The sequence below is a fragment of the Isoptericola sp. NPDC057391 genome (assembly GCF_042668085.1).
Classification (GTDB): domain Bacteria; phylum Actinomycetota; class Actinomycetes; order Actinomycetales; family Cellulomonadaceae; genus Isoptericola.
In genome coordinates, this window is record NZ_JBHVBO010000057.1 from 1 (window position 1) to 21,093 (window position 21,093).

Genomic DNA, 21,093 nt, shown 5'->3' on the forward strand with positions numbered 1-21,093 from the left:
CCCCTCGGGGGCGACGGGCCCGGTCGCGTGCGCCATGATGTGCGCATGGTCGCGAGAAGCCAGCGTGGGTGGTCGGGCGAGCCGGGCGAGCTGCTGCGGGTGGGGCCCGGCTTCCGGCTCGCGGACGTCGACCCGGACTCCAGGCCCGGGTACGACGGGAAGAAGAAGGACGGCGCGGCCGACCTCCTCGCCGGCGAGGAGGAGCTCGACGAGCTGCAGGAGCGCCTGTACGCCCAGAGCCGCGAGGACCCGTCCGCGCCGGCCGTCCTGCTCGTGCTGCAGGCGATGGACTCCGCGGGCAAGGGCGGCATCGTGCGCCACGTCATCGGCGCCACCGACCCGCAGGGCGTGCACCTCGTGGCGTTCAAGAAGCCGACGCCGCAGGAGCTGGCGCACGACTTCCTGTGGCGCGTCGAGAAGGAGGTGCCCGAGGCCGGGTACATCGGCGTCTTCGACCGCTCGCACTACGAGGACGTGCTCATCGGGAAGGTGCGCGCCCTCGCGCCGCCCGAGGAGATCGAGCGGCGGTACGGCGCGATCAACGCGTTCGAGGCCGCGCTCGTCGCGCGGGGCACGCGCCTCGTCAAGGTGATGCTGCACATCTCGCCCGAGGAGCAGAAGGCGCGGCTCGGCGAGCGGCTGGAGCGCCCCGACAAGCACTGGAAGTACAACCCCGGCGACGTCGACGAGCGACTGCTGTGGCCGGCGTACATGGAGGCCTTCCAGACCGTCTTCGAGCGCACCTCCACCGAGCAGGCGCCCTGGTACGTCGTGCCCGCGAACGCCAAGTGGTACGCCCGCCTCGCGGTGCAGGCCCTCCTGCTGGACGCCCTCGAGGACATCGACCCGCAGTGGCCCGCCGCGACGTTCGACGTCGAGCACGAGAAGGCGCGCCTCGCGGCGTCGTGACGCTCAGCCTGCCGGGGCCGGCCCGGCCGCCTGCTCGACGTCGTCGGGCAGGTTGGCGTCGAGGGGCTCGCGGTCGGTCTTCGTCCAGCTGCGCCGCCCGGCGAGCTCGCGGACGAGCGCGACCGTCACGACCGGCCACAGCAGCCAGGTGTAGAGCATGTACGGGACGAGCCCGAACACGGCGCGCAGGAACGGGTGGCGGCCGGGCTCGGTGGTCATCAGCAGCGTGAGGAAGCTCGGCACCAGCGTGAGCGTCGCGAAGAACACCAGCGACGGCCACCAGCCGGAGACGAACGGCACGTCGCCGAACAGCCAGAACGCCAGCGAGAGCACCAGGCCGAGCCCCATGAGCAGCTGGAGCAGGGGCATCAGCAGGTAGGCGACGTGGTCCAGGCGGGCACCGAGCGAGACGGGCGCCTTCAGGGCGCCGCGCAGCAGGGAGAACGCCTGCCAGTTGCCCTGCGCCCACCGCACGCGCTGCTTGAACAGGCGGCGCAGACGGGTCACGCCCTGCTGGTCCACGCTGGTCAGCACGGTCTGGCGGCCGCGCCACCCGGCGCGGATCAGGCGCACGCCGATGTCCTGGTCCTCGGTGAGGCGGTCGCGCCACGGGCCGCGCCCGATCCCCGGCGGCAGCTTCTCCGTGACGACGACGTCGTCCAGCGCGGCGAGCCGCACGTACTGCCCGTTGCCGCCCATGTTGGCCGTGCCCCACGCGGACCGGCCGAGCTGGTACACGTACGCCATCACCCCGAACTCCACGTCCTGGCCCCAGGTGAGGTAGTGCCGGCGGTTGTAGATCCGCACCAGCGCCTGCACGCCGCCCACGCGCTCGTCGGTGAACGCCCCGGCCAGAGCCCGCGGCGCATCGGGCGGGATGCGCCCGTCCGCGTCGACGACCCCGACGACGACGCGCGTCGTCGGCCAGCCGGCGTACCGGCCGGCGAGGACGTGCTCGTGGACGAACTCCCACGCGTCGTCGAGCCCGGCGGACTTGCCCACGCGGGCGTTCGGCAGCTCGCGGCGCAGCACCTTGAGCTCGGGGACCTCGGCCCGCAGGCGGGCCAGCACGTCGGGGGTGCCGTCGTCGGACCCGTCGTCGACGACGACGATCGCCTTGTGCGTGGCCTCGACGGCGACGAGGCGGCTCACGCTGTCGGCGATCGTCACCTCCTCGTTGAGCGCGGGGACGACGAAGACCCAGAGGTACTCGTCCTCCCGCGCGTGCTCGACGGCGCGGCGCTGCCGGCGGCGCTCGAACCAGGCACGCACCACGAGCCACACGATCACCCCGACGGTGACGAGCGTGAGGGCGAGCAGGAACCACATGAGCACCTGCACGCCCACCGGCATGCCGCGGTACGGGTCCCACCACGGGGCGGTCGCCGCGACCGACACGACGGCGCTCACTCGGGCCCCACGTCGTAGGGGTCGACCGTCGACTTCGGGGCGATGACCACACCCTCGAGGTCCTGTGGCACGCGGTCCACGGGGCCGGGCTCGCGCACGAACTCGGGCCCGTCGACGGCGTCCGTGCGGCGGAAGCCCGCCCACTCGAGCACCTGGGCGCGCACGAACCCGGGGCCGGACGTCTGCGGCACGGGGGAGTGGAAGACCAGGTGCTCCAGCGCGTCGACGATGCGCGCGGCGGCGTGGCCGTCGCCGTAGGGGTTGGGCTGGCGGGAGAACGCCGCGTGCGCGGCGGGGTCGGTGAGCACCCGGGTGGCCGAGGCCACGATCGTGTCGGCGTCCGTGCCCACGAGCTCCAGCGTGCCCGCCTCGACGCCCTCCGTACGCTCCGTCGTCGTGCGCGCGACCAGGACCGGCACGCCGAGCGCCGGCGCCTCCTCCTGGATGCCGCCGGAATCCGTGAGCACCAGGGTCGACCGCGCCAGCAGGCGGGCGAACGTGTGGTACTCCATGGGTGCCGTGAGGGTCACGGCGTCGACGTCGCCGAGCTCGTCGCGCACGGTCCGCGCGACCCGGGGATTCGGGTGCACCGGCACGACGAACCGGACGCCCGGGTGCGCGTCCGCCAGCCGGTGCACGGCCCGCGCGATGCTCGCGATGCCCTCGCCCCAGTTCTCCCGGCGGTGGGCGGTGACCGTGACGACGCGCGACGTCGCGTCGTCCTCCAGCCAGGCCAGCTCGGGCCGCCCGTAGGGCACCTCGCGCGCGGCCGACCAGCGCAGGGCGTCGATGCCGGTGTTGCCGGTGACGAACGTGCGGCCGATGTCGACGCCCTCGCGCACGAGGTTCTGCACGTTGGAGCGGGTGGGCGCGGCATGGAAGGACGCGATGCGCGCGACGAGCTGGCGGTTGAGCTCCTCGGGGAAGGGCGACAGCGTGGTGCCGGTCCGCAGCCCTGCCTCGACGTGGATCACCGGGATGCGCAGGTGGAACGCGGCGACGGCGGCCGCGGCCGCGCTGGAGGTGTCGCCGTGCACGATGCAGGCCGCCGGGTAGTGGTCCTCGCGGATGCGCCCGCTGATCCGCTCGGGCGGCGGCCCGTACCGGTCGGTGACGAACGCGTCGAGCCCGGCGATCACCGACGAGGAGAGCTGGTTGAGCGTCAGTCCCGGTCGGCCCACGCCGAGGTCTCCCGCCACCTCGCACCCGGCCTCCTGCAGCACGTAGTCGACGAGCTCCTTGTGCTGGCCGGTCGTGACGACGACCGGGCGCAGGCGGGGGTGGTCCTGCAGGCGCTGGATCAGCGGGAACAGCTTGATCGCCTCCGGGCGCGTGCCCAGCACGACCAGGATCTCGGGGCTGACGGGAAGCGGCATGTCTCTACCTTCGTCGAGCGGGGTGCCGGGTGCTCGCCGACACCGATGAGTCCGGGTTCGCCCGGCCGTCGGAAGTGGTGCCCGCACCGGCCGTGAGGGACGGTGCCCGTCAGGAGGGAGCGGCCATGGTGACCGCACGCACGCACCTGTGGTTCGGGAACAACCGCGCGCACGAGGCGGCGGCCTTCTACGCCGAGCACATCCCGGGGTCGTCGGTGGAGTCGGTACTCACGTCGCCCGAGGGGGTGCCGGGGGCGGAGGCCGGCGAACCGTTCGTCGTCGAGTTCACGGTAGCGGGGCTTCCTGTGACGGGCCTGAACGCCGGCCCGGAGTTCCGGCTGAACGAGGCGTTCAGCTTCTACCTGCGGGTGGACTCGCAGGAGGAGGTGGACCGGTACTGGGAGGTGCTCATCGCCGACGGCGGCGAGCCCGGGCCCTGCGGCTGGTGCAAGGACAAGTTCGGCATCTCCTGGCAGGTGATCCCGAAGCAGCTCGAGGAGCTGTGCGGCGACTACACGACGGAGGCCAACCTGCGCACCATGAACGCGATGCTGCAGATGGGCAAGATCGACGTCGCCGCCCTGGAGGCCGCCTACCGCGGGGAGTGACGCAGCCGACCCCTGCGGGCCACGGGGGTGTCGGCATCCTGTGATGGGGTTGCGGACGCGACCGAAGGTCGATGGCGTCGTGTGATCAAATTGCGGGCGTGCTGACCGTCGCCACCGCCAACGTCAACGGCATCCGTGCCGCCTTCCGCCGCAACATGGACGCCTGGATCGCCGCCCGTACCCCCGACGTCCTGCTGCTGCAGGAGGTGCGGGCCCCCGACGAGCTCGTCCACGAGTACCTCGACGGCTGGCACGTCGCGCACCTGCCCAGCGACCTCAAGGGCCGTGCGGGCGTGGCCGTCGCGTCGCGGCTGCCGCTGCACTCGGTCCGGACGGGCCTCGCGGCCCACGGCCCGGCCGGCGAGCCCGAGCCGCCCGTGGACACCGGTCGCTGGGTCGAGGCCGACGTCGAGCTGCCGGTCGGCGGCCTGCTCACCGTCGTCTCGGCCTACCTGCACTCCGGCTCCAACGCCCCGGGGCAGGAGCACACCATGGCCGCCAAGTACGCGCACCTCGACAAGGTCACGGCGCGCCTGGCCGAGCTCGCCGAGGCCGAGCACCCCGCGGTCGTCGCCGGCGACCTCAACATCGCCCACCAGAACGTCGACATCGCGAACTGGAAGGGCAACCTCAAGAACGCGGGCTTCCTGCCGCAGGAGCGGGCGTACGTCGACCGGTGGCTCGACGAGGTCGGCTGGGCCGACCTCGGCCGCGCGCACGGCGGAGAGGGCCCCGGGCCCTACACGTGGTGGTCCTGGCGCGGGCAGTCGTACGTCAACGACCGCGGCTGGCGCATCGACTACCAGCTCGCCAACGCCGCGCTGGCCCCGCGCGCCGTCAAGGTCGAGGTCGACCGCGCCCCCACCTACGAGGAGCGCTGGTCCGACCACGCCGCCGTCGTCGCCACCTACGACCTCTGACGTTGTGGGTGGGATCGTGGCCCGTCTCGACGCCGGAGAGGGGCCATGATCCCACCCACAACGGGTCAGCGGTGGCCGCGCGGGAACATCGCGCGCTGCACGGCGTCGTGCACGTCGGTGTTGAGCTGCGGCCCGGACAGGCGCTCGGCGCCCGGCCCCTGCGCGGTGATCGGCGTGGCCTCGCCCGTGTGACCGCCGGTCGTCCAGTCGACGGTGAACTCGAGGTCGGTCCCCGGGACGGGGAAGGGCCCGTCCTCGGCCGTGGCGCCCTCGCCCGCCTCGTCCTCCGGGTCGACGTTCTCGATCGCCAGCCCGCCCGTGGCGTGGTCGCCCACGACGAGCACCAGCGTGTCCCGGTGCCTCTCCTGGAAGTCGAGCGCGAGCGCGACGGTCTCGTCGAGCGCCTGACCGGCCTCGATGGTGCGGGTCGCGTTGCTCCGGTGCGCGAACTCGTCGATCGCCTCCTCCTCGAGGAGCAGGAAGAAGCCGTCCCGGTCGCGCTGCAGGACGTCGAGCGCCTTGGCGGCCATGTCGACCAGCGGCACCTCGGGGGAGTACACGTCTCCCTCGCCCTCGTTCGCCTGCTGGAACATCTCCTCGTTCGCGAACAGCCCTAGCAACTTCCGGCCGTCCGCGTCGGCGAGTCCCTCGGCGTCGGACACGTACGTGTACCCGAGGTCCTGGGCCCGCTCCACGAGGTTCCCCTCGGTGCCCTTGCTCTGCTCCTCCGGGTCCTCCGGCGGGTTGTCGGGCCACGCGCCCGGATCGCCCTCGGGGTACCAGTAGTCCTCGCCGCCGCCCAGCAGGACGTCGGGCTTCGAATCCTCCAGGTACTGCCGCGCGATCTCGCTCTGGTCGTACCGGTCGGTGACGTGCGCGCCGAAAGCGGCCGGGCTGGCGTCGGTGATCTGCGCCGTCGAGACGAGGCCGGTGGCCTTGCCGGCGCGCCTCGCGTCCTCGAGCAGCGTGGGGACGGGGTTGCCGTCGGCGTCGACGCCGACGGCGCCGTTGAACGTCCGGACGCCCGTGGCGAACGCCGTCGCGCCGGCGGCCGAGTCGGTCACGGCGTCCTCGGGGTCGGCGGAGTCGGTCGCGCTCCAGCCGGCCTCGTCCAGCGAGTCCATGACCAGGTGGCCGTCCTTGCCCACGGTGGCGAGACGGATCAGCTCGCGCGCCGCCAGGCCCATGCCGTCGCCCTGGAGCACGATGACGTTCCGTGCCCGGTCCCTGTCGTGCCGTCCGTCGTGTCCGCCGTGCCCGCGGTCGTGGTCGCCGCCGGCCGTCGCGCCGACCGCCGTCCCCGCGGCGACCAGCGCCGTGAGCGCCGCCGCTCCGACGCGGCGCATCGTGGTGCGTGCTGCCATCGCTCCTCCTCGAACGATCGAGCACGGCGGCGTCGTGCCGCCGCGCCCCCGCACCGTAGGCAGGGGCCCGCGTCACCGGCATCCCGGAGGAGACGCCGCAGGTCGGGACCGCCTCGTCAGGCGGTCCGGCCCGCCGGGGCCGACGGCGGCGCGAGGAGGAAGCCCGGCGAGCGCAGCCCGGCGGCGTCGAACGCGTGCTGCACGGCCGCGGCGACCGGCTCGACGGCGTCGGCGCGCACCAGCGCGATCGCGGAGCCGCCGAAGCCTCCGCCGGTCATGCGGGCGCCGAGCGCGCCCGCGGCCAGGGCGGCGTCGACCACGAGGTCGAGCTCGCGGGCGGAGACCTCGTAGTCGTCCCGCAGCGAGGCGTGGGACGCGACCATCAGCGGCCCGACCTCCGCCACGCGCCCGTCCGTGACGAGGTCGCGGAAGCGGGCGGTGCGGTCGATCTCGGTGACCACGTGGCGCACGCGCCGGCGCAGGACGTCGTCCGGGTCGTGCGGCGCGAGCGCGGCGAGCGTCTCGTCCAGGCGGGCCGGGTCCACCTCGCGCAGCGTCTCCACGCCGAGCAGCCCCGCCGCGCGCTCGCAGGTCGCCCTCCGCTCGGCGTACTGGCCGTCGACGAGGGCGTGCTCCGCGCGGGTGTCCACGACGAGCAGGGTGAGCCCGGCCGCGGCCAGGTCGAACGGCACGGGCGTGCCCGACTCCAGCGCGGACAGCCCCGGCCGGGAGTCGACGAGCAGGGCGTGGCCCGCGGTGGCGCGCAGCGACGCGGCCTGGTCCATGCCGCCTGTCGGGGCACCGGCGATCTCGTTCTCCGCGCGCACGCAGGCCGCGACGAGGGTCGCGCGGCCGGCGTCGTCGTCGGCGAGCCCGAGGCCGCCCGTCTCGTCGAGCGCGACCGCGACGGCGCACTCCAGCGCGGCCGACGACGAGAGCCCCGCGCCGAACGGCACGCACGAGTCGACGACGGCGTCGAAGCCGCGCACGGGGTGGCCCGCCTCACCGAGCGCCCACGCCACGCCCGCGACGTACGCGCCCCAGCCCGTCATCGCGCCCGGCGCGACGTCGGCCAGGCGGGCCGACCAGACCTCGCCCGGCGCCTGCGCGGACCCGAGGCGCACGACGTCGTCGTCCCGGTGCCGCAGCGCCACGTACGTGCGGTGCGGCAGCGCGGTCGGCAGCGCGAGGCCGCCGTTGTAGTCGGTGTGCTCGCCGATGAGGTTGACCCGGCCCGGGGCGGACCAGACGCCGTCGGGCGCGCCGCCGTCGTCGCCGAAGACCCGGGCGAACAGGTCGCGCACGCGGCGCGCCCCCTCGTCGTCGGACCAGGACTCGAGCCACTCGGGCGTGCTCATGGCAGGACAGCTCCTTCGCAGGGGTGAACCGGGGGTGGCGCCGCGGGGCGCCCGGGCGAGGCTACCGCGGGTCAGCCCCGGACGGGGCTGAGGTTCAGCCGCATGCCGGCGAGGCCGCGGGACCGGGTGGCCAGGGCGCGGGCGACGTCGCGCAGCACGCACGCCCCGGCGGAGTCCGGGTGGGCGAGCACCACGGGCGTTCCGTCGTCGCCCGCCGCGCGGACGGCGACGTCGAGCGGCACCTGCCCCAGCAGCGGCACCTGCGTACCGAGCGTGGCGCCGAGGCGGTCCGCGACACGCTGCCCGCCCCCGGACCCGAAGACCTCGAGCCGCGACCCGTCCGGCTGCTCCAGCCACGACATGTTCTCGACCACGCCGACGACGCCCTGCGACGTCTGCGTGGCGATCGACCCGGCGCGCTCGGCGACCTCGGCGGCCGCGGCCTGCGGCGTCGTCACGACGACGATCTCGCTGCCGGGCAGCAGCTGCGCCACCGAGATGGCGATGTCGCCGGTGCCGGGCGGCAGGTCGAGCAGCAGCACGTCGAGGTCGCCCCAGAACACGTCCGCGAGGAACTGCTCCAGCGCGCGGTGCAGCATCGGCCCGCGCCACACCACCGGCTGCCCCTCGGGCACGAACATGCCGATCGACACGACCTTCACGCCGTGCTCGATCGGGGGCAGCAGCATCGAGTCGACGCGGGTGGGCTGGCGGTCGACGCCGAGCATGCGGGGGATCGAGAAGCCGTAGATGTCCGCGTCCACGACGCCGACGTTCAGCCCGTCGGCCGCCATCGCCGCCGCGAGGTTCGCCGTGACGCTCGACTTGCCGACGCCGCCCTTGCCGGACGCGATCGCGTACACCTTGGTGAGGGAGCCGGGCTGGGCGAAGGGGATCACGGGGTCGCCCACGCCGCCGCGCAGCTGCGAGCGCAGCGACTGGCGCTGCTCCGGGGTCATCACGCCGAGCTGCACGTCCACGCCCGTCACACCGTCGAGCGCCTCGACGGCGGCGGTGACGTCGCGCACCAGCGTGCCCTTCATGGGGCAGCCGGCCACCGTGAGGTCCACGCCCACCGTGACGCGACCGCCGTCGTGCACGTCCACCGAGCGCACCATGCCGAGGTCCGTGATGGGCCGGCGGATCTCCGGGTCGACCACCGACGTGAGGGCGGTGCGGACGCGGTCGGTCAGCGGTGCGGGGCCGTCGGGGGAACCGGTCATGCCTCGATCCTAGGTGCGGCGGGCGCCGGCGCCGGTGCGTCGTGGGTCACGGCCGGACAGCGCCGTCGTCACTCGGAGGGCCAGCGCGCCGACGTCCACCGTCGCGGTCGTGTCCTGCCGCACCACCGGGCCGAGCGTGAGCGGCGCGGCCCCGGCGGTCCAGGCCGCCCACTCCGCCGTCATGTCCCGGTCGTCCGCGTGCACCGGGTGCCGGCCCGTGCGCGCCTCGAAGCGCTCCCGCGCCACGTCGGGCGGCACGTCGCACCACACCTCGACGACGGCGTCCGCGCCCGCGGTCGCGAGGCCGCGCAGCGCGTGGTCCAGGTCGCGGGGCCGGAACCACCACGACTCCACGACGACGCGGGCCAGCGGCGCCGCGGCCAGCCGCCAGACCGCCTCCATCGCCGCCGCCCCGACCGTGGAGGCCCCTGTCATGGAGGCCCCGGCGAGGAAGGGGGCGCCGGGCCCGACGGCGTCCGCCAGGGCCTCCTTGACGGCGTCCTTGCCCAGCCACGGCGCACCGAGGCGGGCGGCGAGCGGGCGCGCCAGCGTCGTCTTGCCCGACCCGGGCAGCCCGTTGACCAGCACCACCTGTCGCGCCATGCCGTCGCCTCCTCCGGCGTCGTCCGCGCCCCCTCGAGGCCCCCGCGAGGCCTCGCGAGCCGGACGATACCGGCCGCACGGGCGGCACGGCGTCGCGCGGCGCGGCGCGCCCGGGGCTACGTTGACCTGCATGGACGCGCTGGCCTCCCTGGCTCGGGACTCGGCACTGCTCGTGGCGGCCGTGCACGCTGCGCCGGCCGGCGCGGAGGTGCCCGCCTGCCCGGGGTGCACCGCGGGCGACCTCGCCTTCCACGTCGCGTCGGTGCAGTCCTTCTGGGCGTCCGTGGTGGGTCGCGAGCCGGGTGCCGGTCTGCCGGGCGGCGACGTCGTCCCCCTCGAGCGGCCCGCCGACGACGGCGCACTCGCCGCGCTGGTGCGCGACGCCACGGCGTGGCTCGTCGCCGCGCTCGCGGGCCGCGACCCGGGCGAGCCGTGCTGGTACTGGCACCCCGAGGGGCACAGCGTCGGGTGGGTGACCCGGCGCCAGCAGCACGAGGCGCTCGTGCACCGCGTCGACGCCGAGCAGGCGGCGGGCCAGGGGGTCACGCCGCTCGACCCCGGGATCGCCGCGGACGGCGTGGACGAGGTGCTCGACGTCCTGCTCGGCGGTCATCCCGCCTGGACGACGTTCACCCCCGCCGGCGGCACCGCCGCCGTCGTCGTCGAGGCGCCGGGAGAGACGCCGCACCGCTGGGACGTCGAGCTCGGGCGGGTGCGGGGGACCGGGCCGGAGTCGGGCCGGGCGTACGACGTGCCCGGCGGGCGGCTGGCCCCGCCCGGCGACCGTCCCGACGCCGTCGTCGTCGGCGCCGCGGCGGACCTCGACCTGTGGCTGTGGGGCCGCGGCGGTCCCGAGGGTCTGCGCGTCACCGGCGACCCGGCGGCCGTGGAGGCGCTGCGCGCCGCCGCCGTCGACGCGATGCAGTGACCTGCAGTGACCTGCAGTGACCTGCGGTGACGCCTCGGCCCCGGGGCGCTCACGACGACGGGTCGCGGCTGCGCTCCGACTCCTTCTCGTCCAGCTCCTCGAGCAGGTTCCGGATCTCGGAGCGCACGAAGTCGCGCGTCGCGACCTCGCCCAGCGCGATCCGCAGCGCCGCCATCTCGCGGGCCAGGTACTCCGTGTCCGCGAGGTTGCGCTCCGCGCGCTGCCGGTCCTGCTCGGCGGTGACGCGGTCGCGGTCGTCCTGCCGGTTCTGCGCGAGCAGGATGAGCGGCGCGGCGTAGCTCGCCTGCAGCGACAGCATGAGGGTGAGGGCCGTGAAGCCGTTCGACGCGCTGTCGAACCGCAGCGACTCGGGGCCCCAGGAGTTCCAGGCCAGCCACAGCGCGCAGAACACCGTGAGGTAGATGAGGAAGCGCGGCGTGCCCAGGAAGCGGGCGATCCCCTCCGTGGCGCGGCCCACCGCGTCCTGGTCCATCTGCGGCCGCGGGATGAGGGTGCGGCGGGCCTCCTTCGGCTGGTCGAGGCGGTCAGCCACGCGGCACCTCCTCCAGGTTCTCGTCGACGTGCTCGCGCCAGTCGTCCGGCAGGATGTGGTCGAGCACGTCGTCAACGGAGACCGCGCCCAGCAGCCGCTTCTCGCTGTCGAGCACGGGGAGCGCGAGCAGGTCGTAGGCCGCCAGCAGGCGGGTCACCCGGCCCACCGGGGCGTCCGGCGTCAGCCACTCCGTGTCCGTGTCCAGCACCGATCCCACCGACGCGTGCGGGGGCTCGCGCAGCAGCCGCTGGAAGTGCGCGACGCCGAGGAAGCGGCCCGTCGGCGTCTCCAGCGGCGGCCGCACCACGAACACCATCGACGCCAGCGCGGGCGGCAGGTCCTGCTTGCGGATCTGCGCGAGCGCGGTCGCGATCGACGTCTCCGGGCCGAGGATCACCGGCTCGGTGGTCATGAGGCCGCCCGCCGTGTCCTCGTCGTAGGACAGCAGGCGGCGGACGTCCTTCGCCTCCTCCGGCTCCATGAGCTCCAGGAGGCGGGCGGCCTGCTCGTCGGGGAGCTCGTTGAGCAGGTCGGCGGCGTCGTCCGGCTGCATCGCCTCCAGGACGTCGGCTGCGCGCCCCGAGTCCAGCCGGGACACGATGGCGACCTGGTCGTCCTCCGGCAGCTCCTCGAGCACGTCCGCCAGGCGCTCGTCGTCCAGCGCGCTCGCCACCTCCAACCGCCGGGTGTCGCCGAGCTCGTGCAGCACGTCCGCCAGGTCCGCCGGCCGCAGGTCCTCGTACGCCTCCAGCAGCTTCGTGGCGCCCTGCTCCTCGGTGGAGCCGGCCAGCCCGGTGACGGCGTCCACCGGCACGACGAGCGTCTCGCCGCGCCGGCGCAGCGACAGCCCGCGGGCGGGCTGCTTGCGACGCACGAAGAGCTGGTCCACCAGCCAGTCGCCCGTGCGCTGGCGCGTGATCGACAGGTCCTCGACCGTGGCCTCGCCGGAGCCGTCGGTGAAGCGCACCGGGCGGTCGAGCAGCTCGCCCAGCACCAGCGACTCCATGGCGCGCTGCTCGAACCGGCGCATGTTGAGCAGGCCCGTCGAGATCACCTGACCCGCGTCGATCGCGGTGACCCGCGTCAGCGGGAGGAAGACGCGTCGCCGGCCCGGGACCTCCACGACCAGCCCCACCGCGCGGGGCGCGCCCTTGGCGCGGACCAGCACGACGGCGTCGCGCACGCGCCCCACCTCGTCACCGATCGGGTCGAAGACCTGGGTGCCGGCGAGGCGTGCCACGAAGACCCTGGTTGCCGCGCTCACGTCGGTCAGCCTACGCGGGCCGGGCCCGTCGGTCCTGGTAGCGGGCGTGCGGCGCGGGTGGTGTGGTGGTGCGGGGGCCACGACTGGGCCAGACTGGGCGAATGAGCTTCAGCCGCCCGAACGCCGTGCCCCGCGTCCCGACCCTCCCGGCGGGCGACGAGGTCGCCGCGTACGACACGTACCTCGAGGCCCAGCAGGCCGTCGACTATCTGTCGGACCACAAGTTCGCCGTCGAGCACGTCACCATCGTCGGCACCGACCTGCGCATGGTCGAGCGGGTCACCGGGCGCCTCTCCTACGGCCGGGTGGCGCTCGCGGGCGCCCTGTCGGGTGCGTGGTTCGGCTTCTTCGTCGGCCTGCTCCTCAGCCTGTTCGGCGGGGCGCAGGCGGGCGGGGTGCTGCTGGTCGGCATCGGGCTCGGTGCCGGCTTCGGCCTGCTGTTCTCGGTGCTGTCCTACGCGCTGACCGGCGGGCGTCGTGACTTCACGTCGTCGTCGCAGATCGTCGCGTCCACCTACGCCATCCTCTGCGCCGCCGAGCAGGCGGGCGAGGCGCGGTCGATGCTCCTGCAGTCGCCCGGCGGGCTGGGCAAGGCGCGTCGTGGTGCGGCGACCGCGACGCCGACCCCGCCGGTCGGCGCTCCCGCCGTCGGCGGCCCGGCCGCCCCCGCGGCCCCCGCCGCGCCGCGCACGCCCGACCCGCGCTGGACCACCCCCAGCGGCGCCCCCCGGTACGGCGCCATGCGGCCGACGGGGGAGCAGCCCTCGCCGCCGGAGACCACGCCGTCGCCCGAGCCCCAGAGCCCCGCTCCGCAGAGCCCCGCGCCGCAGGGTCCCCAGCCGGGCACCCACCAGCCGGAGCCCCGGCACCCGGCGGAGGGCGACCCCGAACAGCCGAAGGCGCCGGAGCACGACGACCCGTACCGCCCGCCCCAGCCCTGATCCCTTCGGCAGCCGATGGATGTGTTCGGCACGGCGGCGTACCGAACACATCGACCGGGTGCCGAACTGATCCCTCAGGGTGGGGGCGGCAGGAGCGGATGGGTGCGGAGCCGCCGCCGCAGAGCCTCCGGAAAGCCCGCCGCCAGGGCACCGCGCGCGGTGGTGATCGGCGCCTGAGTGATCGGCCGGGGCAGGCCGGAGCGCAGCGCGACGTAGCGGAGCCAGGTCTCCCACGCGGAGTCGCTGCCCCCGTCGGCGTGGTCCAGGACCCAGGCGGCCCGCCGGCTGCCGTTGCGTCGACGGGTGGTGGCGAGCGCGGCACGGCACTCCTCCGTGTCGAGTCCGCGCGCCACGGCGTCGTCCGCGAGGACGAGGGCTTCGAGCGGGTGCATCGAGCGCGCGCAGTCCGCGACCGTGCGGGCCAGGGTGGTCACCGGGAGCCCGTCGCGGACCTCGCGGTGCTCGGGCGGCAGGGCCAGGAGGTGCCGCCGCAGGTCGTCGGCCGCGCGCCCCGACCGCCGATAGGTCTGGACCACATGGGTGGCGACCGGAGCACGCCAGAGCCGGAGGCTGTGGAGGGCCGCCGCCGTCTCGTGGCTGAACACGTGGTCGGCGGCGAGCTGTCGGTGGGCCGCCCGGGCGACCGCCTCGGCTCGCCGGCGTGCCCCGCGGGACGGGTGCTCGTCCCGAGGCGCCTCGCGCACGCGGTACGCACCGCGGCGCAGACGTTCGAGCTCGCCGTCCTCCATCGCCCGGTCGAGCACGTGCCGCTGGAGCTCGCCGGCGAGGACGACGGCGTCGTCAGGGATCATGCTGACGAGCGTGCCGGATCGGCGCAGGTCCGGACGGCGGCCTGTGGACAAGGCCGGCGATCCAGAGATCTCTTCGGCAACGGGTGGATCTCTTCGGCACGATCACGTGCCGAAGAGATCGATTCGCTGCCGAAGTGATCGGGCGTCAGCCGCGCAGGCGCGCCATCCAGGCCTCGACGTCCTCGGGGCGACGGGGGAGGGCGGCGGACAGGTTCTCGTTGCCGTCGGCGGTGACCAGGACGTCGTCCTCGATGCGGACGCCGATGCCGCGGTACTCCTCGGGCACGGCGAGGTCGTCGGCCTTGAAGTACAGCCCCGGCTCGATGGTGAACACCATGCCGGGCTCGAGCACGCCGTCCAGGTAGAGCTCGCGCCGCGCCTGGGCGCAGTCGTGCACGTCCAGGCCGAGGTGGTGGCTGGTGCCGTGCACCATCCAGCGGCGGTGCTGCTGACCCTCGGTGGAGAGGGACACCTCCGCGGTGACGCCCTCGGGCAGCAGGCCCCACTCCTCGAGGCGGGCGGCGATGACCTCCATCGCGGCGGCGTGGATGTCGCGGAACTTCGCGCCCGGCTTCGCGACGGCGAAGGCCGCGTCCGCGGCGTCGAGCACCGCGGTGTAGATGCGGCGCTGGACGTCGGTGAACTCGCCGTCGACGGGCAGGGTGCGGGTGATGTCCGCGGTGTACAGGGAGTCGACCTCGACGCCGGCGTCCAGCAGCACGAGCTCGCCCGAGCGGACCACGCCGTCGTTGGTGATCCAGTGCAGCGTGGTGGCGTGCTCGCCGGCCGCGGCGATGGTCTCGTAGCCCACGGTGTTGCCCTCGAGGCGGGCGTGCGCGTCGAACGTCGTCTCGATGACGCGCTCGCCGCGGCGGTGCGCGACGGCCTTCGGCAGCGCGGGCACGACCTGCTCGAAGCCCTCGATGGTGCGGGCCACGGCCTCGCGCAGGTGCTCCAGCTCGAGCGCGTCCTTCACCAGGCGGATCTCCGACGTCGCCTCGACGAGGGACTCGTCGTCCGCCTCGGACTCGACGCCGGCCTCCTCGCGGATGGCCTCGACCAGCGTCTCCACGTTCTCGTCCGCGCCGGCCACGACCAGCACGCGCACGCCGTCGGCGCCGACGTCCTTGGCGAGCGCGTCGCGCAGCTCGTCGACGTGGCGGGCCTCGATGCCGGTGAGCGTCGTGACGTCGTCGAGCGACGGCCGCGCGCCCACCCAGAACTCGCCGTAGCGCGAGTCGGCGTAGAACTCCTCGGTGTCGCGCGCCGCGAGGGGGCGCACGTAGAGCACGGCGTGGTGGTGCGTGCCGTTGCCGCTGCCGTCCGGGTCGCCCTCGCCGTCGGCGACCGGGTGCAGCACGAGCACCGCGTCGGGCTCCTGGTCGGTGCCCAGGCCGGTGAGGTGCGCGAACGCGGAGTGCGGGCGGAACCGGTAGTCGGTGTCGTTGGAGCGCACCTTGAGCGGACCGGCGGGGACCACCAGGCGGGCGCCCGGGAAGCGGGCGGACAGCTTCGCGCGGCGCTCGGCGGTGTAGGGCACGGCCTCGCCGGGCTCGACGCCGAGGTCGGCGCGCTCGCCCCACTGCGAGGTGATGAACGACTTGAACGCCTCCGAGACGGGGCGCTGGGAACGGTTGCTGCCGCGGTCCTCGGTGCTGGGAGCGGGCGCGGTCTCGTCGACGGGGGTGGTGTCGGTCATGGGCCTAGTGTCCCACCGCTCAGGCGCGCGCGAAGTCGTGCAGGGCCCGCGTCAGCACGCGGTTGAAGGCGTCGGGGGCGTCGGAGTTGACGTCGTGGCCGGCGTCCGGGACGACGACGAGCGCGCCGCGCTCGGCGGCCGCCACGTGGCGCGACTCCTCGAGCCGCATCCGGTCCCGCGCGCCGTTGACGAACCACACGGGCACGCGCAGGGCGCGGGTGCTGGCGACCGACGACTTGCCCGCGAGGTGCGTGAGCGCGTCGGTGACGATGTCCCAGCCCGGCCGGGGGACGGCCTCGCCCAGGAGCGCGGCGACCTCGAGCCCGCCCGCGCGCGACCGGCCGCCCGTGAGCGCCGAGCGCCACGCGAGGGAGGCGTCCCGCACGCCGCGGCGCACCGCCGTCGTGCCGGTCACGGCGAGGTGCGCGACGTCGCGGAACAGGGCGACGGGCTTGCCCTTGGGGTCGGAGCTGCAGCCCGCGGCGACGACGCCGGACAGGCGCGGGGCGGTGGTGGCGGTCGCGTGCTGCGCCGCCCAGGCGAGGGACGTGTACCCGCCGAGCGAGAGACCCACGACGACGACGGGCCGGCCGCCGAACGACCCGGCCGCCTCGTCGAGCACCTCGAACGCGCGGGGCATGGAGAACCGCTCCCGGTGGAGCGCGCCGTGGGCGGGCAGGTCGACGGCGACGGCGTCGTGCCCGGCGTCGCGCACGTGCTCGACCTGTCGCTCCCAGATGGCCGACGAGGTGCGCATGCCGTGGACGAAGACGATCCCGGCCCGCTCCGCGGGGCCGGTCCCGACGGCGGCGGGCAGGGCGGGAGGCAGGGCGACGTCGGCGCTGGGGGAGTTCATCGCCAACGATGGTGCCCTGCCGGTCGGGGCGAGTCGGGGGCGGCGACGGCGGACGGGGTGGAGAGGTTGTGCCGACGCCTTCACGGGCGCGGCGGGCGGGAGTGTCCGACGTCGCACCGCGGGGCGGCCGTTTCGGGCGTGCGGGCGCGCGGCGCTCCCTAGAATCGGTGATCGTGACGCCGCCCCGGATCGACCTCCACACCCACTCGCGGGCCTCCGACGGCACGGACTCCCCGCGCGGCGTGCTCGAGGCGGCGGCCGGGGCCGGGCTGGACGTCGTCGCCCTCACCGACCACGACACCACCGCGGGCTGGGCCGAGGCCGCCGACGCGGTCGCGACGACCGGCGTCGCGCTGGTGCGCGGCACCGAGATCTCCACGCGCGTCACGACCGAGGGCGGCAGCATCAGCGTGCACCTGCTGTCCTACCTGCACGACCCCGACGACGCCGTCCTGCGCGCCGAGTGCGACCGCACCCGCGACGACCGCCTCACCCGGGCCCGGCGCATGACGGAGCGGCTCGCGGAGGACTTCCCGCTGACGTGGGACGACGTCGTCGCGCAGACGGGCGACGACGCGACGGTCGGCCGCCCGCACCTCGCGGACGCGCTGGTCGCGGCGGGCGTCGTGGCGTCGCGCGACGAGGCGTTCGCCGCGATGCTGCACCCGGGCGCCCGGTACTACGTACCGCACTACGCCCCGGACACCGGCGCCGCCGTGCGGGCGGTGCTGGGCGCGGGCGGGGTGCCCGTGATGGCGCACCCGGGCGCCGGGGCGCGCGGGCGCACGGTGAGCGAGGAGACGATCGCGGCGCTCGCCGCCGCCGGCCTGGCCGGGCTCGAGGTCGACCACCGCGACCACGACGCCGCCACCCGTGACCGGCTGCGCGGCCTCGCGGCGGACCTGGGGCTGCTCGTCACCGGCTCCAGCGACTACCACGGCACGGGGAAGCTCAACCGCATCGGGGAGCGCACCACCGCGCCCGAGGTGCTCGCACGGATCGAGGAAAGAGGTCGGCTGGACGTGATCCGCCCGTGAGCGCGGTGCTGGACACCGCGCTGTTCACCGAGGTGTTCGTCACCCTGTTCGTCATCATGGACCCGCCCGGCACGGTGCCCGTGTTCCTGGGGCTGACGTCGGCGATGGGCGCCAAGCAGCGCAACCGCGCCGCGCGCCAGGCGATCCTCGTCGCGTTCGGCGTCATCGTCGTCTTCGCGCTGTTCGGCCAGCAGGTGCTGCACTACATGGGCATCTCGCTGCCGGCGCTGCAGGCCTCCGGCGGCCTGCTCCTGCTGCTCGTCGCGATGGAGCTCCTGACCGGCAAGATGGAGGAGCCCGCGCCGTCGGGGAACAAGGGCGTCAACGTGGCGCTCGTCCCGCTGGGCACGCCGCTGCTGGCGGGGCCGGGCGCGATCGTCGCCACGATGGTGTTCGTCCAGCAGACCCGCGTGTCCGACGACGGCGGCGCGCCGCAGCTGATCGCCATCACGGTGGCGATCGTCCTGGTGCACGTGTGCCTGTACCTGTCGATGCGGTTCGCGAACGTCATCCATCGTCTGCTCAAGGACTCGGGCGTCACGCTGGTGACGCGGATCGCGGGCCTGCTGCTCGCGGCGATCGCGGTGCAGCAGATCGCCACGGCGGTCACCGAGTTCGTCAAGCTGGCGCAGTAGCGCCCCGGAGTTCGGCCGCGGTCTGCACGACCGGGACCGCAAACATGGGATGTTAGGGTCTTTGGGTGCCTCAGCCCGCCGCGCCCCCGATCTCCCCGCCCCGCAAGGTCTCCGAGCTCGTCGTCGAGCACCTGACCGACCTCGTCGAGCGGGGGGAGTGGCCCGTCGGGTCGCGCATCCCCGCCGAGCCGGAGCTCGTCGCCCAGCTCGGCGTCGGGCGCAACACGGTCCGCGAGGCGGTGCGCGCCCTCGAGCACGCGGGCATCCTCGAGCCGCGGCGCGGCGACGGCACCTACGTGCGCGCCGCCAGCGGCCTCGACGCCGCCATCGGGCGCCGCGCGCGCACCTCGGACGCGCTCCAGGTGCTCGAGGTGCGGTCCGTCCTCGAGCGCGGGGCGGCGCGGATCGCCGCGGGCCGGCACGACGACGGCTCCCTCGCGGCGCTGCGTGCCGCCCTGGACGCCCAGGAGGCTGCCGCTCGCGACGGCGGGGAGGATGACTTCCGGGCCGCCGACGTCGCGTTCCACGCCGAGCTGGTGCGGTCCGCCGGGAACGCCCTGCTCGCCGAGCTCTACGACGGCATCGACCACGTCCTGGTCCGCACCCTCGCCACCGACGCCCACGGCCGCCACCACCGCGACGTGCCCGGCCACCGCGAGGTGGTCGACGCCGTCACGGCCGGCGACCCCGACGCCGCCGAGCGTGCCGTCGAGGCCACGATGGCGGCCGTCCGGGCCCACCTCGTCGCCCAGGCGGCCGGCACGGCGGCGGAGGTGGACGTGTGAGCCTCCGTCGCCCGCTCGGGGCGGGGGCCGTCCTGGCCATCGTCCTCGCCGCGCTCAACCTGCGCCCCGGCGTCGTCGCCGTCTCGCCGCTGCTGGGCGAGATCCTCGCGACCGAGGGGCTCAGCGCCACCGCGGGTGGCGTCCTCACGACGCTGCCCGTCCTCTGCTTCGGGATCCTCGCCCCCGTGGCTCCCGGCCTGGCCCGCCGGGTCGGCCTGGAGCGCGCGCTGTTCGGCAGCCTGGTCCTGCTGTGCCTCGGCTTCGCCCTGCGTCTGGTGCCCGGGATCGCCCCGCTGCTGGTGGGCACGCTCGCCGTCGGCTCGGCGATCGGGCTCGGCAACGTGCTGCTGCCCGCGCTCATCAAGCGCGACTTCGCCGACCGGGTCGGCCTCATGACGGGGCTCTACTCGATGGCCCTGTCCGGCGGAGCGGCGCTCGCCGCGGGGCTCACGGTGCCGATCGCGACGGCCACGGGCCTGGACTGGCGCGCCACGCTTGCGTCGTGGGGCCTGCTCGCGGTGCTCGGCGCGGTCGTGTGGGCGCCGCGCGCGCTGCGCTCGGCGGCGCCCGCCGGGATGCTGCGGCCGCCGGGAGCGACGCCCGCCGACGCCGTCCGGTCGGTGTGGCGCAGCCCGCTGGCCTGGGCGGTCACGGTGCTCATGGGCACGCAGTCGCTGTCGTTCTACGCCGTGAACGCGTGGCTGCCGGAGATCTTCGTCGCCTCCGGCCGGAGCGTCGCCGTGGGCGGGTGGCTGCTGGCCCTGACGAACCTGCTCGGCATCGTGGGTTCGTTCGTCACACCCGTGCTCGCGGGCCGGATGCGGCGGCAGCGGGGGATCGGCGTCGTCATCGTCGCGCTCATCACGACGGGGCTCGTGGGGCTGATCCTTGCGCCGGACGCCGCCGTGCTGTGGGTGGTGCTGCTCGGCCTCGGCCAGGGCGGCGGCATCAGCCTGGCGCTGACCCTCATGGCCCTGCGCACCGAGAACGCCGCGCGCACGTCCGAGCTGTCGGGCATGGCGCAGAGCGCGGGCTACGTGCTCGCGGCCTGCGGGCCGCTCGGCCTCGGCGTCGCGCACGACGCCACGGGCTCCTGGACCGCCCCGCTGGTGCTGCTGGTCGTGGCGTCGCTGGTGCAGGGTGTCGCGGCGTGGTTCGCCGGGCGGGACGAGATCGTGCGCTGACTCCCCGTTCGGGCGTCGGGGCTCAGAGCCCGACGGGCTCGAGCGTGACCCGGACGGGCGAGCCCGGCGCGAGGCCCTCGGCCTCACGCACCGCCTTCTTCATCGGCAGCACGTAGCCCTGCTGCTCGTCGCTGGGGAACACCGACGTCGACCACGTCGTCGCGCCGACGGTCACGGTCACCTTGATCGACCCGAACCCGCGCGGCGGCAGGGGCAGCTCGGCGAGCGTGTCGGACTCCTCCGGCGGCACGGTGACGAACCACCACGAGTCCGTGCGGACCTGCCACTGCCACAGCGGGGCCGTGAACGTCAGACGCATGTCTGCCACGCTACGACCCGCCCCGGACACGCCCGCGGACATGCATCGAGCGCGCTGACCCGCTCCCCGAACGAGGCGAGGAGCACGTCAGCACGCTCGATGCGGACCGGTGGTCGTGCGGGGGCGTCAGCCCTCCGACGGCGCCTGCGGGGCGGACGAGCCGCCCTCGACCGGGCGTCCGCCGCGGGTGCGACGGCGGTTGCGGCTGCGGCGGCGACGCTGCTCGCCGTCGCGCTGCTCGCCCGCGCCGGAGGTGGTGCCGGACGTGGCGTCGGAGCGCTCGCCGGAGCCGTCGCGCGAGCCCTGGCC

General features: G+C 75.0%; 21 protein-coding genes and 1 pseudogene. 9 read left to right on the forward strand and 13 right to left on the reverse strand.

Features of this window, described 5'->3' with window-relative positions; genetic code table 11:
- Positions 1 to 45: 45 nt before the first annotated feature.
- Positions 46 to 909, forward strand: coding sequence for a polyphosphate kinase 2 family protein (locus tag ACFUVW_RS09630; protein ID WP_430571110.1), 864 nt, complete (start codon positions 46 to 48; stop codon positions 907 to 909).
- Positions 910 to 912: 3 nt separating this feature from the next.
- Here the strand turns inward: ACFUVW_RS09630 and ACFUVW_RS09635 are convergent, their stop codons facing one another.
- Both ACFUVW_RS09635 and wecB read right to left on the reverse strand, forming a co-directional pair.
- Entirely contained in the window at positions 913 to 2,319 is a 1,407-nt protein-coding gene (locus tag ACFUVW_RS09635) for a glycosyltransferase family 2 protein (RefSeq protein ID WP_430571111.1), read from the reverse strand.
- Positions 2,316 to 3,695, reverse strand: a complete 1,380-nt coding sequence (gene wecB / locus ACFUVW_RS09640; RefSeq protein WP_430571112.1) for a non-hydrolyzing UDP-N-acetylglucosamine 2-epimerase — start codon at positions 3,693 to 3,695, stop codon at positions 2,316 to 2,318. Before wecB ends, ACFUVW_RS09635 begins: the two co-directional genes overlap by 4 nt.
- Before the next feature lie 125 nt (positions 3,696 to 3,820).
- Here wecB and ACFUVW_RS09645 point away from each other — a divergent pair, with 125 nt between their 5' ends.
- Together ACFUVW_RS09645 and ACFUVW_RS09650 are read left to right on the forward strand one after the other, a co-directional pair.
- On the forward strand, positions 3,821 to 4,303 hold the full coding sequence (locus tag ACFUVW_RS09645) for a VOC family protein (protein ID WP_430571113.1): 483 nt from the start codon (positions 3,821 to 3,823) through the stop codon (positions 4,301 to 4,303).
- A gap of 98 nt (positions 4,304 to 4,401) precedes the next feature.
- Positions 4,402 to 5,223: an exodeoxyribonuclease III gene (locus ACFUVW_RS09650; protein ID WP_430571114.1), complete on the forward strand. Its 822-nt coding sequence runs from the start codon at positions 4,402 to 4,404 to the stop codon at positions 5,221 to 5,223.
- A gap of 65 nt (positions 5,224 to 5,288) precedes the next feature.
- On the opposite strand, the gene ACFUVW_RS09655 is transcribed toward ACFUVW_RS09650, so the two are convergent.
- The 4 genes from ACFUVW_RS09655 to ACFUVW_RS09670 form a co-directional block, all read right to left on the reverse strand.
- Positions 5,289 to 6,587: an alkaline phosphatase gene (locus ACFUVW_RS09655; RefSeq protein WP_430571115.1), complete on the reverse strand. Its 1,299-nt coding sequence runs from the start codon at positions 6,585 to 6,587 to the stop codon at positions 5,289 to 5,291.
- Between the two features lie 116 nt (positions 6,588 to 6,703).
- A complete protein-coding gene (gene galK, locus ACFUVW_RS09660) occupies positions 6,704 to 7,945 on the reverse strand; it encodes a galactokinase (RefSeq protein WP_430571116.1) in 1,242 nt (413 codons plus the stop codon).
- Positions 7,946 to 8,016: 71 nt separating this feature from the next.
- On the reverse strand, positions 8,017 to 9,168 hold the full coding sequence (locus ACFUVW_RS09665) for a P-loop NTPase (protein ID WP_430571117.1): 1,152 nt from the start codon (positions 9,166 to 9,168) through the stop codon (positions 8,017 to 8,019).
- A 9-nt stretch (positions 9,169 to 9,177) separates the two neighbouring features.
- Positions 9,178 to 9,771: an AAA family ATPase gene (locus ACFUVW_RS09670; RefSeq protein WP_430571118.1), complete on the reverse strand. Its 594-nt coding sequence runs from the start codon at positions 9,769 to 9,771 to the stop codon at positions 9,178 to 9,180.
- Positions 9,772 to 9,901: 130 nt separating this feature from the next.
- On the opposite strand from ACFUVW_RS09670, the gene ACFUVW_RS09675 reads away from it, so the two are divergent.
- Positions 9,902 to 10,699 (forward strand): maleylpyruvate isomerase family mycothiol-dependent enzyme, encoded by a 798-nt coding sequence (locus tag ACFUVW_RS09675; RefSeq protein ID WP_430571119.1) that lies wholly within the window; start codon positions 9,902 to 9,904, stop codon positions 10,697 to 10,699.
- 49 nt (positions 10,700 to 10,748) lie between these two features.
- Here ACFUVW_RS09675 and ACFUVW_RS09680 read toward each other — a convergent pair whose 3' ends face one another.
- Together ACFUVW_RS09680 and ACFUVW_RS09685 are read right to left on the reverse strand one after the other, a co-directional pair.
- Entirely contained in the window at positions 10,749 to 11,252 is a 504-nt protein-coding gene (locus ACFUVW_RS09680; RefSeq protein ID WP_430571120.1) for a DUF1003 domain-containing protein, read from the reverse strand.
- A complete protein-coding gene (locus tag ACFUVW_RS09685; RefSeq protein ID WP_430571121.1) occupies positions 11,245 to 12,516 on the reverse strand; it encodes a magnesium transporter MgtE N-terminal domain-containing protein in 1,272 nt (423 codons plus the stop codon). Before ACFUVW_RS09685 ends, ACFUVW_RS09680 begins: the two co-directional genes overlap by 8 nt.
- A 101-nt stretch (positions 12,517 to 12,617) precedes the next feature.
- Here ACFUVW_RS09685 and ACFUVW_RS09690 point away from each other — a divergent pair, with 101 nt between their 5' ends.
- Positions 12,618 to 13,457, forward strand: coding sequence for a general stress protein (locus tag ACFUVW_RS09690; protein ID WP_430571122.1), 840 nt, complete (start codon positions 12,618 to 12,620; stop codon positions 13,455 to 13,457).
- A gap of 74 nt (positions 13,458 to 13,531) precedes the next feature.
- On the opposite strand, the gene ACFUVW_RS09695 is transcribed toward ACFUVW_RS09690, so the two are convergent.
- The 3 genes from ACFUVW_RS09695 to ACFUVW_RS09705 all read right to left on the reverse strand — a co-directional run bounded on the left by ACFUVW_RS09695 (position 13,532) and on the right by ACFUVW_RS09705 (position 16,824).
- Positions 13,532 to 14,269 (reverse strand): hypothetical protein, encoded by a 738-nt coding sequence (locus ACFUVW_RS09695; protein ID WP_430571123.1) that lies wholly within the window; start codon positions 14,267 to 14,269, stop codon positions 13,532 to 13,534.
- A 145-nt stretch (positions 14,270 to 14,414) separates the two neighbouring features.
- A complete protein-coding gene (locus ACFUVW_RS09700; RefSeq protein ID WP_430571124.1) occupies positions 14,415 to 15,968 on the reverse strand; it encodes an aminopeptidase P family protein in 1,554 nt (517 codons plus the stop codon).
- A gap of 19 nt (positions 15,969 to 15,987) precedes the next feature.
- Positions 15,988 to 16,824: an alpha/beta fold hydrolase gene (locus tag ACFUVW_RS09705; RefSeq protein ID WP_430571125.1), complete on the reverse strand. Its 837-nt coding sequence runs from the start codon at positions 16,822 to 16,824 to the stop codon at positions 15,988 to 15,990.
- Between the two features lie 173 nt (positions 16,825 to 16,997).
- Here ACFUVW_RS09705 and ACFUVW_RS09710 point away from each other — a divergent pair, with 173 nt between their 5' ends.
- From ACFUVW_RS09710 to ACFUVW_RS09725, 4 genes are all read left to right on the forward strand, one after another.
- Positions 16,998 to 17,861, forward strand: a complete 864-nt coding sequence (locus ACFUVW_RS09710) for a PHP domain-containing protein (protein ID WP_430571126.1) — start codon at positions 16,998 to 17,000, stop codon at positions 17,859 to 17,861.
- Complete coding sequence (locus ACFUVW_RS09715) at positions 17,858 to 18,496, forward strand: MarC family protein (protein WP_430571127.1); 639 nt, start codon at positions 17,858 to 17,860, stop codon at positions 18,494 to 18,496. Before ACFUVW_RS09710 ends, ACFUVW_RS09715 begins: the two co-directional genes overlap by 4 nt.
- Before the next feature lie 65 nt (positions 18,497 to 18,561).
- Positions 18,562 to 19,281, forward strand: a complete 720-nt coding sequence (locus tag ACFUVW_RS09720; RefSeq protein ID WP_430571128.1) for a FadR/GntR family transcriptional regulator — start codon at positions 18,562 to 18,564, stop codon at positions 19,279 to 19,281.
- On the forward strand, positions 19,278 to 20,465 hold the full coding sequence (locus ACFUVW_RS09725) for a CynX/NimT family MFS transporter (RefSeq protein ID WP_430571129.1): 1,188 nt from the start codon (positions 19,278 to 19,280) through the stop codon (positions 20,463 to 20,465). The genes ACFUVW_RS09720 and ACFUVW_RS09725 overlap by 4 nt, the downstream gene beginning before the upstream one ends.
- Before the next feature lie 22 nt (positions 20,466 to 20,487).
- Here ACFUVW_RS09725 and ACFUVW_RS09730 read toward each other — a convergent pair whose 3' ends face one another.
- Complete coding sequence (locus tag ACFUVW_RS09730) at positions 20,488 to 20,784, reverse strand: DUF1905 domain-containing protein (RefSeq protein ID WP_430571130.1); 297 nt, start codon at positions 20,782 to 20,784, stop codon at positions 20,488 to 20,490.
- 126 nt (positions 20,785 to 20,910) lie between these two features.
- Positions 20,911 to 21,093, reverse strand: a pseudogene (locus ACFUVW_RS09735) (ATP-dependent helicase); the annotation flags it as partial.